The 15,309-nt window shown below is 44.3% G+C and carries 6 protein-coding genes and 1 tRNA gene; 3 read left to right on the top strand and 4 right to left on the bottom strand.

Annotated features, from left to right (window positions below; genetic code table 11):
- Window positions 1-85: 85 nt before the first annotated feature.
- Window positions 86-6,412, bottom strand: coding sequence for a DEAD/DEAH box helicase (locus tag KHQ23_RS23135; protein ID WP_064141451.1), 6,327 nt, complete (start codon window positions 6,410-6,412; stop codon window positions 86-88).
- Window positions 6,412-9,771, bottom strand: coding sequence for an STY4851/ECs_5259 family protein (locus tag KHQ23_RS23130; protein ID WP_123193195.1), 3,360 nt, complete (start codon window positions 9,769-9,771; stop codon window positions 6,412-6,414). The genes KHQ23_RS23135 and KHQ23_RS23130 overlap by 1 nt, the downstream gene beginning before the upstream one ends.
- Window positions 9,772-9,984: 213 nt before the next feature.
- Between KHQ23_RS23130 and zorA2 the strand changes: the two genes are divergently transcribed.
- Genes zorA2 through zorE form a run of 3 tightly spaced genes read left to right on the top strand, consistent with a single transcriptional unit; the run spans window position 9,985 to window position 13,446 of the window.
- Window positions 9,985-11,637 (top strand): type II Zorya anti-phage system protein ZorA2, encoded by a 1,653-nt coding sequence (gene zorA2 / locus KHQ23_RS23125; protein WP_017694609.1) that lies wholly within the window; start codon window positions 9,985-9,987, stop codon window positions 11,635-11,637.
- Window positions 11,638-11,643: 6 nt separating this feature from the next.
- The gene (gene zorB2, locus KHQ23_RS23120; protein ID WP_032435500.1) at window positions 11,644-12,351 is read left to right on the top strand and encodes a type II Zorya anti-phage system protein ZorB2; all 708 of its coding nucleotides are present in this window, start codon (window positions 11,644-11,646) and stop codon (window positions 12,349-12,351) included.
- Between the two features lie 3 nt (window positions 12,352-12,354).
- Entirely contained in the window at window positions 12,355-13,446 is a 1,092-nt protein-coding gene (zorE, locus tag KHQ23_RS23115) for a type II Zorya anti-phage system protein ZorE (protein WP_032435498.1), read from the top strand.
- An 88-nt stretch (window positions 13,447-13,534) separates the two neighbouring features.
- Here zorE and KHQ23_RS23110 read toward each other — a convergent pair whose 3' ends face one another.
- Entirely contained in the window at window positions 13,535-14,809 is a 1,275-nt protein-coding gene (locus KHQ23_RS23110; RefSeq protein WP_032435496.1) for an integrase arm-type DNA-binding domain-containing protein, read from the bottom strand.
- Window positions 14,810-15,007: 198 nt separating this feature from the next.
- Window positions 15,008-15,092, bottom strand: a tRNA-Leu gene (locus KHQ23_RS23105).
- Between the last annotated feature and the right edge of the window lie 217 nt (window positions 15,093-15,309).

The raw sequence follows: 15,309 nt of genomic DNA, 5'->3' as shown, positions 1-15,309 counted from the left end.
AAATCACGCATAAATTTCAAACAACGATAGTTAAAAAGTGAGCTGGGTCAACTCCCCCACACTGAGTCGGTGGGGGAGAATTCGTTTAGCCTGCGATGATATAACTCTTCAATCCATTATCCGGGGCTATAACCAATGCCCGGCATGTTGCCAGGCGCTCGACCTGATTCGGTATTCGTCCTGAAAAATCGAAGAATGTGTCACCTGTACAACGCCAGTAACTCAGTCCCATATCGAGCAACACATAATGTTCACTGCCATCGCTGAAGGTCACGGTCAGTTCACGTCCGTGATCGGTGTTCTGATTATCTCCTGCTAACCATGAGATTTTCCCTGACCAGGCTGGCCCAAGGTAGCCCTCTTCCAGCAACGTGGTCATAACTTGCTGGCGATCCTGCTCATCAAGCCATGCGTTATAGAGTGAATCGTGTTGGCGAGAACTGTACTCTAACTTTTTAACTGAAACAGTGAGTTCGGCACGTTCTGCCAGCCCCTGTTCAACCAATTCCGTCAAAATTTCACCTAACAAACGTACAGTAAATGGGCTATTGAGATAACGATCACTATAATGGACGTGAGTAATTTCGCGTCCATTAGTAAAAACCTTCTTCCAGTCAGCATGCTGCTGAGCTATCAGTGCCCAGAAACGCGAACCAAAACCTTCCACCTGACCGTCAAGTTGTTGGCTGAGATTGATGCGTACCGCCCCGGCGGGCAATGCTGGCAGTAAGTCTTCTGCACTCAAAGTCTGACCCGAGAATGTTTTTCTGGACGCCCCTTTAATCGTCACTACCGGCGATGCCGAGCTTTGTCCCCATAATTCACCGGGCGAAACGGTGGCACTGTCGGCAGCGGCCCACTGTTGGGTTTGCCCCTCACGAGTGACCTGTGCCAGTAAGTGCCCATTCCCTTGCACAAGTTGCGCAGTGTCTATAGATTTCACTTGCAAGCATTCACCCGGTATCGCCGCTAGCGCGGAAAGCTGATGTCTGGTGCTATCAGCTAAGTTTTCCAGCTGCGTGGCAATCAGCAACTCAACATTGCCCCCAGAGGAAGCAAACTGGAGTAACTCTTTAAATAATGGCCATTGCGCAAAACTCCACTGTTCCTGCGACCCAGCAAGAACCAACGAGCAAGAATCATAAACCTCGCTGTTCAGGCATTGCGCAATACGCAAACTGAGTGGGTTGGTTTCAACCCGACTACTTTCTCCGAAGTACTGATATTCTGGCGCGAGATTAAGCCGCTGTAGACGAAGATTAGTGAGCAGGGTTAATGCCTGGTGACGATCTAATTTGCCGACATAATGCTGACTGTCGTAACTGAGCAAGCAGTGGTGGCAGAATTTATCACAGCTGCAATCGAGCAATTTTCTGGCGTAATTAAAGACATCCGACCAATTATCGATCAATTGCACTGCATAACCCGCACCACCAGCATTATTATCGTAAATAAAGATAGAATATCCAGTGAAGCCATCGATATCGCGCGCTTGCTGTGTCGTCACGCCCAGCTCAGTATTTTCGATACCCAATTTATGCGCTAATCCTTCACGCAAAGCAACCGCAAGGGAACGCGCGGCAACATCATCCCTGATCAGTAAGCCACTATCATCACTGAGTTGCAGCTCAACCATATCTGTACGGCTGCTATATCCCAACCACAGATCTTTATGAACATGACCGTGGCACAATTTATTGTTCCCCTGCCGATCATTACTACCGCCTCTCAACAGGTAGTGTGTATTTTCCTTCTCCGGGTTCTTTAGATTCTCCGGAGTACGCTGGGGCTGGGTTTGAGATTCTGCCCGGCCACAGGAAAGACAAATTGCGTAGCCATGACCAAATTCACCCTCACTAAAGTGGAACAATTCCCCGCTATGACTAAAACGGTAACGTCCGAGTCCAGCATCGGGTAAGGAGACCCATACCGAAGAAGGTACAAGAACACGAGGATCTTTCCAGGGAAGTTGCGCAGGCATGGATACATCATTATGTGCCTGATAACGAATGTCTGTCGCGAAACCGACAGGCTGTAAATACCGCTTCACATCAAGCTGCTGTATATCTGCCTTGCAGTGGCAACATTCGACAGGCCGGGTGGCGCTGGTCGCTCCCGCGCCGCATTTACGGCAATGCCAGAACCACGGAATATGATGATCGCCAGACAGCTCCTGCCCGCTGGCAAGTACTTTACCAAGCATAATACCCGAGGAACGATATACTTTTCCGCCCAATACCACATCAGCACCAGGAGCATATTCACGTAATGCTGTGGGCAGGTCACGGCTGGGCAGTTTTTCAATGCGGCGAGAAAAGTTTTCTCCCCCTTCATTAGGGTCAGCCTGAGTGGCTTTTATTGCGCGACGTCTTTCCAGTTCATCCGCAGTCAGATAATTGAAATTGACCACGCCAACCGGGAAACCATGACCCGGCAGGAACGCTTCACTGATGAGTTTAGAAAACAGATAAGCACCGCGATAATCACGAAGCTGATAAGTGATTGCTTTGCCTGCTGGCGTTTCTTCCCACGCGCTGTTATCTGCTTTCAACGCTTCGATGTTTTCCAACAGTATGGCAAGTTGGCTTCTCCAACGAGTATCAACCAGCTGCATCATCGTTTGCGTACGAGTCAAGAGCTGTGGCGGCGTCAATGACATCAGTACAGTTCCCTGGGTAAGGCGTTTAAGTTTATCCGCCAGCTGATCGGCCTGATGATTTAACCAATGGAGAAAACGAAGACACTGGCTCTCATCACCTTCAAAGAACCATTTACAACTCAGTTTTGTCGCATCAGGAACTTCAGCCCGTAAAAACGCACCTAAAACCAATGCGTTAACATGCCGCTGAACAATACTACTGCTACCAAAACGAACCCGTGGGGCACTCGCAACGGTGTTGAACGCCCAGAGAGGGTCTTTGAATACCTCCATTCCATGCGCGGTGTTTTTACATAACGTAATGGCGGCAGATGCGCTTTCACCGCGACGGCCAGCACGGCCAGCACGCTGCAAATAATTCGCCGGAGCCGGAGGAACGTTATTCATCGCGACCAAACTCATACCACCAATATCCACGCCCATTTCCATGGTCGTGGAACAGTTCAACACATTGACTTTCCCTGCTTTAAATTGTTTTTCATTAAACTGGTTCTTCTCTGGTGTTCGCTGCGCTGAGTGTTCCTCCAGACGATACCAGCTATCTTTCAGGGCCAATCGATCACTGCGAGTAGACCATACCCCCTCCTCCCGAGCATGTTGAATGCGTTCATTACATTCCAGCCAGTGCAGGCGCTCTTCTCGCGCCATTTCTCCACCACCAGATAAACGCCAGTGACGCGCAGGAAGCTCAGGCATTTCAATCAATACAGCTTTTTCAGGTGCTATCTCTTTGCTACCTGGTAAATACGGAGAATAACCCAATAAAGTGACATCTAACGCACGGCGAGTATAGGGGCAACGCCAGACTTGCTTTGGACTGTAAAATTCAGCTTGTTGTTTAATGTCCAATTGATAACCCGATTCAAACTGACGCAGGCATGGTCGAATAGCTTCCCAGACCTCATTCATTAAGTAATTAACCAGCGCTTTCCAGTGAGCCTGCTCAGGCTGTATTGCCGGAAAGACAGCAATTAATAGCTTAATGACCCGGTTATAATGACGATCGCGTATTTGTGGCCAAAGTTGATCACGTTTCTGCCCTTTGTATTTTTTATCTGGCCCCTGCAGCATTTTTACCGGGAAACGTGCTCCCATCCAGCGAGGGTACTCCTCGTTTTCGTAAAAAACGGCACTGTTTTCACGTATAAAGAAATCAAGGGTAATCTTCAATAAATTACGCCATTCCGGTAATTGCTTATCGGGGTCGGGTAATAATGTCTTCCAGTCCTGCGGGCAGGTTGTGACTTTATCAATAAATGGATAGTGAATGGCCACCAGCCCCAGACTTTCGAGGGTCCAGGCATTTTTAGGGCGGCGACCAAACTCACTGTATAAACAAAAATCAGCAAACTGTTGTTTAGTAAGCTCAAGTCCAGACAAGTCTTTAAAACTGCCTCTCATTCTGTCCGCAAGATCCACACTGCCAACAAGTTGTTCAGACAGAGTATGCCACGACATGGTTTTCTTCTGCTGATTGCCTGAATTGACGAGGAGTATTTGCATTGCTTCAGCATGTTCCTGACTTAAGGAACTAACCATCGGCTCGATAATTCTAAGCGCCTGAACGTCTGCTGGGCTAAGCTTCTCATTCGAAACCATCGCTTTTCTCAGTGCGTCGATGGAATTTTTTAACGGAGGGATAGAAAACTGGGTAATAAAACTCTCTAATAATGCACAATGTGCCGGACTGAGCTTTACTGATGGCTCATTAATATTTGCCAGTTCCTGATAACAAAGGGTTCGTAACGTAGCTTTATCTGCGTCCTGCTGTAATCGGGCAGAGATACGGGCGGTTCCCTGACGTGAATCCGTAAAGGTGAGCAAACGTCGACCATTAAACGGTCCTAACTGCTCTTCTCTTGTTTGCGGTAAAGGCGAAAATTCAAGCAGAGTAGGAATAATTTCATTTAAAAAAAAGGGTGCACCGAGTCGAAGCGGACGGAACAAAGGATTATTTTTCCGTTGGGTGTCACCACAACAAACACAAGCAAAGGAATTATTGCGTCCCTCACCTCGAGATTCAGGTCTTAGCAGATTTATCTCATAGTGCTTTTGCGCCTCGCGGTCGATTTTACCCGCCGTCGCTTCCTCCAGTGAAATGATATATTTTTCACCATCGCTCGCTATAAGACGATCAAATTGGGAGTTATTTTCTAATTCGTTGTTATCTTCATCTTCAGAATAAACATCGAGATCAAGAGCAAACTCATCCTCTTCGGCAGCAGCAGGTTGCGCCACCAACCAGCTCGTTCCATCACCGCGCACTTCCTCCTTGGCAGACAAATAAGCTGAACCACACCCGGAGCAACGTAAGATTTCAAATACAGGCGCACCACAGTCACAATATTGGCGTTGTTCAAACCATACCTGACCAAATGGCCAGTCACTCTCACCTAATTCACTCGCTTTATGTGCGCATTGTTTATTTGAACATGCCCATAGGCCCGCGAGTGTTCGGATAAACCCATGCATACGTAATGGCGTAAAAGCTAGTGAAAATTTAGATTCACCCTCTCGCGATTTCGCCATCAGATCGAGAAGCTGCAGCAGCTCACGGTGATTAATGTCTGGCCAGGTTCTTCTGGCAACATTGAGCAATTCACTCAAACGTACCGCCAGGCGTCCGGGGCGAGTTAACGCCTGACGCAATTGCTGGGCCACACGGTAATGGCACAGCTGTTGGTAAAGTTCCTGAGAACTTAGTGAGTTAAGAGATGCTAAAGATGTGGGATATTCATGACGAATAAGAGACTCCGATATCGGCGGTATTTGTCGATAGCCGCGAACTACTTTTACATCACGTTCTGTGACCCCCGCGAGATCGGCAACAAATTTAGCAAGTTCTTTATTACCTTCAGGAGAATCTTCACCAATAGTGGCCGAGGTAGCAATGATTTGCACAGGTTTATCTGTACCAGGTCCAACATTGAAGGCCTGCATGACGCGACGTAAAAGCAGCGCTAATTCAGCTGCCTGAGAGCCAATATAACTGTGAGCCTCATCAAGGACGATATACTTCAGCATTCCCTGGGACTTTTCAATGACAGGGGCATCTTTGCGACGAATCAGCATATATTCCAGCATCGTGGTATTCGTCACCATGATGGACGGTGGGGCTTCATAAATGGCTTCCCGACTCAATGCCTGTTCAGGTACTTTGAGCTGGTCTTCCTGAACTTCATATTTGGTATGCCGGGTTTCGCCATTATATAGCGCAAAGCGTATCTTCCCTTTAAACCCGCGAGTCCACTCGCGAAGCCGCTCTTGCTGACTATTTATTAGCGCATTCAACGGATACAAGAAAATAGCCTGCGTCCCTGTTAGTGACTGCCGGGTCAAATTTTGCTGACGAATAAGATCTTCCAGCACCGGCACCATAAAACATTCTGTTTTTCCTGACCCTGTACCACTGCTCACTAATAGGGACTGCTTGTCTTCAAGAATCGTTCGCCACGCAGTTAGCTGATGACGAAACGGCACTGGCGCATTGCTCAAAGCATCAACCAGCGGGCTGGAGATCAGTTTGTCACGCAAATCCTCCATTGTTTCATCCGCGGGCATCCAGCCAAACGTACTTTCGAATACCGGATCTGCAAGCAGTGACCCCCCCAGACCTGGAGGCTGGAAATATTGAGATTCCAGATATTGACTCAACGACTTGCTCCGCAATGCCAGCTGACTTACCACCGACCTCACCGCACGCTGATGAAGCTGATTTAGAAGTGGCGCATAATGCAGTTGCTGAACGTTCATCAATGACATACTCCTGCTTGTTCAAAATAATACTGATAGATAACCCCCAATTGCTGCGGGGCTTGCTGATAGTGAAATTCAAAAAGTGCAGTTAGCTGATGCATAAGTTTATTGTTTCTTTGGGAAAGCAGCGCCGCGACTAACATCAAATTAAAACGTTTTTCAAAACGAGTGTGATATGTGTTTTCGATCCAAAATTTATTAAAAACAGATTTAAGGTCTGGAGTAATAGCACTATCCCAAAGCTCTTTAGAAAAAATGCTGACACGTCCAAAACTATCTGGGTTTCTTAATAACATCTGTTTGGCATCATTAAACTGCTCGCGGCTTACAGATGGCAATACAGTGCAACCTGCAGGTAATATCTCACTATGTGTAAGCAACATATTAGCGATGGGAACTAATCGACGATCGATATGCGCTTGATGATTTATAAATGCAATAAATGGCTGTAGTATATTTAATGCAAATGCCTTATCATTAATCTGTTTTTCCAGAGAACACCAACACTGTTCAAAGACATCTTTCCATATTGAAACAGGAATCCATCCCCATGAGAAGGGTAATTCCTCCTGTATATCATAAATAGCATCACTATCCCCAGAAAGACATGATGATATTAACAACTGAACAACCACGCAATAATTACTCGAAATTTCTCTAAATAAATCCAGTTCCAGCAAAGGCAAGCTATTATTCAACTTATATTTTTTAATGTACTCAACCAACAAATAACAAGAGTTTTGCAAAGGATTATTTTTCATTTCCAAAAACAGCGCATTACAATATTCCTTGCGTTGTTCTGGCGATGCGTTGCATATAGCATTTAGAAATAAATCATCTGTCTGTAATGTAGGTAGCATCCATTTAATCACTGGTGCAATACGAATTGCACCATCAATTTTACCCACAATTAACCATGGGCCACCTTGATTATTCAACGTCGAGAAATCATAACCAGACTCATCTTTTTTCAGCAGGACTGTGCATAAGTCAGGAGTATTAAGAGAAATGGCTTCAACAACCATGTCGTCTATTTTATGGTAAGGAAAAACAATAGAATCTTTTATATCAACCAGCAATCTTTCATCACCCTCAATAAAACGGCCATCGTAGCGTTTAATATTGAGTGTTGTTTTGTCCTTACCAAATCTGTCAGAGTAAAAATCAACACGTAATGTACTATCATTTTTCCATGCACATACAAGCATGGCGTTCAGCAGATTATAATTCTCATAAAGTGAAATCTGTTGCAATTTTTCATTACGGCCAGATAACAATGGAATATCCGCATGTAAATAATGAAATTTTTCAGACATCGGGTTTTCATCCAACAACTCGATATTAAGATATCCTTTCCCGGCACAAGATATTGTTAACAGCTCAGCGTCCACGCCATGCAAATGTGCTATAGATGCAACACCGTCAAAATGAACAGAACCATCATTACTTACAAACCGTCCACCGCTAACGGGCTTAGGTAATAACAATTTAAGATTAGAACCATCTTTCCAGGATACTCGTAAATTGATGGTGCTCTCTAGCATCTGTGATGAATTACAATCAATAACACACTCGTTTTGCAAATAATCTGATTTAAGTGTTACTTTTTCATTGTTTGAATATTTATCAACCCTTGCATCCGTTATACCAGAGAGTACAATAACTCCTTGCTGAGCAGTCTCGGGAATAATTTGAATATCGAAATCTGCTGGCAAAATCACAACTTTACCGCTAAATAAAACCTCACCATTGACTATTCGCCTGACTTCTATCTGCCCTTTCGGCATTACTGATGCGACAGAAAACCAGGAGTTGTTACCTGAACGAATGGATCGCCAAAAAAGTTCGTTCTCTGGGACAATGCCATGCTGCATATCCTTTTTCCAGCCGATCTTTGGCCAAGCACGATGGACAGGATAATCAGATTTTACCAGATCGATCTCTGTCGGTTTTATATAATACTCAATCGCAGAATCATAAAGTTGCTGCGTGCGAATCGTACAAACTGCGCCATCATGTAAAACAACGCTGAATACTCCGCTTATTTTAGTTAAGCTACGTTCACTATTTTTCAGCAACCTCGGGATATCAAACTCACCTTCTCCACTAATATCCAAATGACTATTTGTCGGTAGCGAAATAAAAAGAGAGTTTTGCCTGGAACTAACAGAGCCCATGCCGACAAGTTTTAACTGCGACTCGCTCTCATTCATCGCTTCAAAAACCCATGGTAAATCTTCGGTAAGCTCATAACCCCCTTTGGGAATTACGTGACCTAGCAGAATCGGCCCTTCATGGAGCGACAACGATATTTCGGTCATCGCATCTGCCCCAGAGAGTTTTTGCATAGCGAAGGGTAATAACTCTACTCGCCAATCTTGCTGTTCATAACGGCTTAGCATTGCCAACCGGGCCCCACCATTTCTCCATTTTGCAGAAATGATGAGTCGTGTCTGTTCCGGCTGAATATTGCTTTCAAACAGGGATATTAACTGTTCAGTACGCATTGTGGCCGGAAATCGAAACCGGGCATCGCAATACCAACTGTCATCAACATCAACCCATATCCTTTCAACCAGCACATTGCTTGATATACGGGGCTCTGAAGATTGAGAAAGTAATCGTCTTACAATCTCTGAGGCATTCTCTTCCGGGAGTACCAACGGAAGTTGAAGATGCCAGTCAGGATATTGTTTGCGTAGTGAGGAAACGGGGTCCTGACCATGAGTGGGATGCTCATTGAGTAACGTATGAAGTGTCTCGCAAAATTCACCAGCTATTTCATAGACGAGTTCATTTTGCATTGTCGCAGGAATAGTGTCGCCCAGTTCTTGTGCGATTATTTCCGCAGGACGCCTTGACGATTGCCCACGTAGTGCCTGATAAACTCGTTTGAAATAGGTTATTAAATAGCCACTTTCATTTTCAATCATCCGGATGGGCAAACCGCCTTCGCAAGCCAGAGTATGCAGATAACCCGATGCTTGACCCAGACTTCTCACCTTTCTTTTCCAGTAACGAATCCCATCATTTACCAGCTTTTGCCGATGTGCGTAAGGTACCTTCCAGCCAATCGATTCTAAAATAACGTCCCATCTTGGATGTCCTGCAGTATGGTTACGGCGGATAAACTCAGCGGCGTATATGCTGAACAAAACATCACTGTAAGAAATGAATATGGTTTTGGGGTAGTTACGTGGAACATGGGCACGAAGAAGAGCAGCCAAACTTTCATACTCTGCATCATGACAACGGTAAGCATACAGCGCCCTCCCATCAGCTCCGGGTAATGAACGACTGCTAAAAAACGCATTGAGCCATCGCAAAAGTGGGTTAACGGGAGTTTTCACAAGCAACCTGCCTTCGATTGATACAATTAGTAACAGATTACTATGATTGCAGGAAAGCTCAACGCCTGAGACCAACAAAATATGATAGAAATCATGTATATCTTGGCGAAAGTTGATACAATCAACGAAGATTCACTGGTTTAAAGGCCACATATTTTACAAGGTGTACATACAATTTTTACACCAGCATTACTAACTGTGATTATTACAGGAATAACAATGTTAGCTCAGCTTTTTGAACATTTGTTTCAATCAATTGATTCCACACTCGTCACAAACATTTTTATTTGGGCTGTTATCTTTGTATTTTGTGCTGCTTGGTGGTGTGATCATAAAAATATTCATAACAAATTCCGAGAGTACGCTCCAACATTAATGGGAGCATTAGGCATACTGGGTACTTTTATCGGTATCATTATTGGATTGCTTAATTTTAATACTGAAAGCATTGATACCAGCATCCCTGTATTATTAGGAGGTCTTAAGACAGCATTCATTACCAGTATTGTTGGAATGTTTTTCGCAATTTTGTTTAATGGATTAGATGCTTTCTTTTTTGCCAATAAACGTCGCCTATTGGAGGCGAATACTCCAGCGTCGGTTACTCCTGAGCATATCCATCAAGAATTAAAAGAACAAAATAAACATTTAGTGAAGTTAATCTCTGGCATGAGTGGTAGCGAAGAGGGTTCCATTGTTGCCCAAATAAAACTACTGCGTAATGAAATCAGTGATGCTTCCCGGGCACAAATATCTAACCATTCTAATTTCAGTAATAAGCTCTGGGAACAATTACAGCAATTTGCAGACCTGATGGCAAAAGGAGCAACCGAACAAATTATCGATGCCCTTAGGCAAGTTATTATTGATTTCAACAATAATTTAACTGAACAATTCGGTGAGAATTTCAAAGCACTTGATACTTCTGTAAAAAAACTTGTCGACTGGCAGGAAAACTATAAAAACCAAGTTGAGCAGATGGGTGAGCAATACCAACAAAGTGTTGAATCTTTAGTCGAAACCAGAAAAGCTGTCGCAGGGATCTGGGAAGAATGCAAAGAGATTCCTCTTGCGATGGCTGAGCTTCGTGACGTGCTGCAAGTGAATCAGCACCAAATTGGTGAACTCTCCCGTCATCTGGAAACCTTTGTCGCCATACGCGATAAGGCAACTGATGTTTTACCTGAAATTCAAACAAAAATGTCTGAAGTGGGTGAACTCTTAAAATTAGGTGCCGCGAATGTCAGCGCGTCTCTTGAACAAACCAGTCAGCAGATACTTATCAATGCTGATTCGATGCGAGTTGCCCTTGATGAAGGCACTGAAGGTTTCAGACAGTCAGTGACTCAGACACAGCAAGCTTTTGCATCAATGGCCCATGATGTCAGCAATTCCTCTGAAACTCTTACCAGCACGCTAGGAGACACTATTACGGAGATGAAACAAAGTGGTGATGAGTTCCTGAAATCTCTGGAAACACACTCAAGAGAATTGCATCGAAATATGGAACAAAACACTACTAATGTTATTGATATGTTCAGTAAGACAGGTGAGAAATTTAATCAACAATTATCCAGCAATGCCGATAACATGTTTGGTTCAATGCAATCTTCGTTTGATAAAGCAAGCGCGGGACTGACATCTCAGGTGAAAGAGTCAATTGAGAAATTTGGTAGTTCAATTAACGAGCAGTTACATGCTTTTGAGCAAGCAACAGAGCGCGAAATGAATCGTGAGATGCAATCACTAGGGAATGCTCTGCTCTCAATCAGCAAAGGTTTTGTCGGTAACTACGAGCGACTACTCAAAGAGTATCAAGCTGTCATGGGACAACTGCAAACATTAATTTCTGCTAATCAAAAACGAGGATAATTGCTAATGGATAAAATCCTTGGCAAGCAGGCCCCTAAAAAAGATCAAGATAATGAACATTGGGTTTCAATGTCAGATTTAATGGCAGGTCTGATGATGGTATTTATGTTTATTTCTATCGCCTACATGCACTATGTGCGTATTGAAAAAGAAAAAATTAAAGAAGTGGCTGTCGCCTATGAAAATGCTCAACTTCAACTCTATAATGCACTAGAAACTGAGTTTACAAAGGATTTGCCAGCTTGGGATGCTGAAATTGACAAACAAACTCTTGAGGTCCGTTTTAAATCACCCGATGTCTTATTTGGTTTAGGTAGCACAGAGCTTAAGCCAAAATTTAAACAGATCCTTGATAATTTCTTCCCTCGCTACCTTAAAGTTCTTGATAACTACCAGGAACATATTACTGAAGTACGTATTGAGGGACATACAAGTACTGACTGGAATGGAGCGTCCAATTCTGACATGGCCTATTTTAATAACATGGAACTCTCGCAAGGGCGAACACGAGCAGTACTGCAGTATGTCTATGGTTTAAAAGAAAGCGCAGCACACCAGAAGTGGGTAAAAAGTAAATTTGCTGCCGTTGGATATTCTTCCGCACACCCTATTCTTGATAAATCTGGTAAAGAAGATCCCAATCGCTCTCGCCGAGTAACATTTAAAGTTGTAACAAATGCCGAGTTGCAGATTAGAAAAATAATTCAGGAGTAAGAGATGAAATTATCTATCGACATTTCTGAACTTATTCAGTTAGGAAGAAAAATGTTGCCGGAAGGCGTTGATTTTTTCCTTGACGAAACGTCTGTAGTTTTTGATCCAATTGATATCGAACTTTCTGCAGGTAAAGAAGTTAGAATTGAAGATCTTGATCCCGGCAGTGGTCTTATTTCCTACCAAGGGAGACAGGTTCTTTTGTATATTAGAGACCATACCGGACGTTATGATGCGGCTATTGAAGATGGAGAGAAAGGGAAGCGATTTCATATTGCCTGGTGTAGAACATTAGATGACATGCGCCAAAAAAATCGATTTGAACGGTATCATGCAACAAATCGTGTTGATGGCTTATTTGAAATTGATGATGGGCTCGGTCGGAGCCAAGATGTCGCTCTTAAAGTTTGTATGAACTGCCTAGAACGCCTTAATTACAAAGGAAGTATAGATAAACAACAGAAAAGAGTAATATTTAAATCATTTTCTTTGAATGAATTTTTTTCAGATTATAGTACCTGCTTTCGCCATATGCCTAAAGGAATCTATGATAAATCAAATAGCGGCTATGTAGAAAATTGGAAGGATATATCCAGAACTACTCGAGAACAAGCTAACTACAAATGTAATGATTGTGGTGTGAATTTAATGTCCATGAAAAGTCTATGCGATGTTCACCACAAAAATGGTATTAAATATGATAACTCAGCTGAAAATCTACTCGTCTTGTGTAAAGATTGCCATCGAAAGCAACCTTTGCACGAAGGAATATTTGTCACTCAGGCTGACATGGCAATCATTCAACGCTTACGTTCCCAACAAGGGCTTTTGAAGGCCGAATCCTGGAAGGATATTTACGATCTGACAGATCCATCGATTCATGGTGATATAAACATTATGCAACACAAAGGATACCCGCCACCAGTTCCGGGATTAGACTTACAAAACGCGGAGCATGAAATTATTGCTACCGTAGAAGCTGCCTGGCCGGTTTCAAAAATTGCAGTAAATTTAACACCGGTAAAAGTCGATGGTTGGAAAGTATTCTCCGTGGGAGAACTCGTTAAAGAAATACAATCTGGGGTTATTTTCTAATTATACAACCCAAGTCTGAACAAACAGCAGTTGATTATTAATACTAATCTCTGTAAATTTTGACTTGGGTTCTCTTAATAATTCATATTTATCTATCGTCAAAAGACTGTTTGTAAATCTTAGAATAATCAAATGGTGAAGTCTGCTTCTCCCGATTCGCATCCAGAAAATCAGCCCACCACTGCAACATTAATCTACGCTCCCCGAGATGCTCCGCCTTATGGATGTAAGCAGCCCGAACAGAGCTACGTTCCTGATGGCTCATCTGCCGCTCCACTGCATCCCTCGACCACAATCCTGATTCAATAAGTGAACTACACGCCATCGTCCTGAAACCATGTCCACATACTTCCGTTTTGGTGTCATAGCCCATAACTCGCAAAGCCTTGTTCACCGTGTTCTCACTCATCGGCTTACTTGGATCGTGATCGCCAACGAAGATCAGCTCTCGATTCCCACTCATACTTTTGATCTTTTCCAAAACCGCTAAGGCCTGACGCGATAAGGGAACAAGATGTGGAGTCCGCATCTTCGAACCACGCTGAGAATGTTTAACACCTTCCAGCGGTTCACGCTCTCCGGGAATCGTCCACATAGCCGTTTCAAAATCCACTTCTGTCCAGCGAGCAAAACGTAGCTCGCTCGAACGGATGAAAACCAGTAACGTCAAATCCACAGCTAACCGCGTTAATGGTCTGCCGGTGTAGTTATCAATACGATGGAGTAACTCAGGAATGCGGTTGAGATCTAGCGCAGCGCGATGCTTTCGTTTAGCAGTTGCGATCGCACCAGCGATCTCTTGTGCAGGATTGTAATCAATTAAGCCGTTCTGTACCGCAAAGCGCATTATTGCCGTTGTTCGCTGTTGAAGACGCGCAGCCACTTCAAGGCGTCCTGACTTTTCCACTGCTTTAATTGGAACCAGTAAGTCACGAGTACCAATATCTTTGATATTTCGCTTCCCAACTGAAGCAAATAAATTGTCTTCCAGGCTTTTCAATACACGAGCACTATGCGATGTAGACCATTTCTGATTGCTGGCATGCCAGTCTCTGGCAACCACTTCAAACGTTATCGCCTCTTGCTCCTGCTCTACCTTAACGGCTTTCTTGTTCTCACTGGGATCGACACCATTAGCTAACAGCTTACGGGCTTCATCCCGGCGTGCCCGGGCATCTGCCAGCGAGACTTCAGGGTATTTCCCCAGCGCCAGCATCTTCTCTTTGCCGCCGAAGCGATAACGAAGTCGCCAGTATTTAGAACCGTTAGGGTGAACCAGCAAAACCATGCCTTCACCGTCAGTCAGTTTATAGGCTTTTGCTTCAGGCTTAGCCGAACGAACCTTCACATCACTCAGAGCCATGATGAGTATCCTTTCAAGGGTTCTGTGTGGGTACAAACATTATCGAACCGGGATATACCCGCAGTTGTACCCGCATCAGTAAGTTGATGTAGATTGAATCAGGTTGACTTAGGTTGAGTGAAAAAGCGAGGATAGCCTTGCGGATACTGGATTTCAGGCACAAAAAAAGACGTCCGTTGACGTCTATTGATGTTCCGATGGTGCCGAAGGCCGGACTCGAACCGGCACGTATTTCTACGGTTGATTTTGAATCAACTGCGTCTACCGATTTCGCCACTTCGGCACTGAAGGGGATGCGGAAACGTTCTGGATTATACCTGTCGGCGGCGGTCATGCAAGCGACAGCGTGCCGTCATTGCGCTAAGTGTTGAAAAAAACAGCGCTATCCTGCGCGGCGTCACCTTTTGCTGCCGTTCCATAGCGCGACTGCCACCAGCCCCCTCCTCTCACCCTCCCGCAAATCCAACTCCACCTGCCAGCCACTCCCCTTTCCCCTTGAT

Origin of the sequence: Klebsiella sp. 64, from assembly GCF_018223915.1 — a bacterium.
In the GTDB taxonomy this organism is placed as follows: Bacteria; Pseudomonadota; Gammaproteobacteria; order Enterobacterales; family Enterobacteriaceae; genus Klebsiella; species Klebsiella pneumoniae.
Note: the sequence above shows the minus strand (reverse complement) of the source record. Positions and strands in the feature narration are given on the sequence as shown.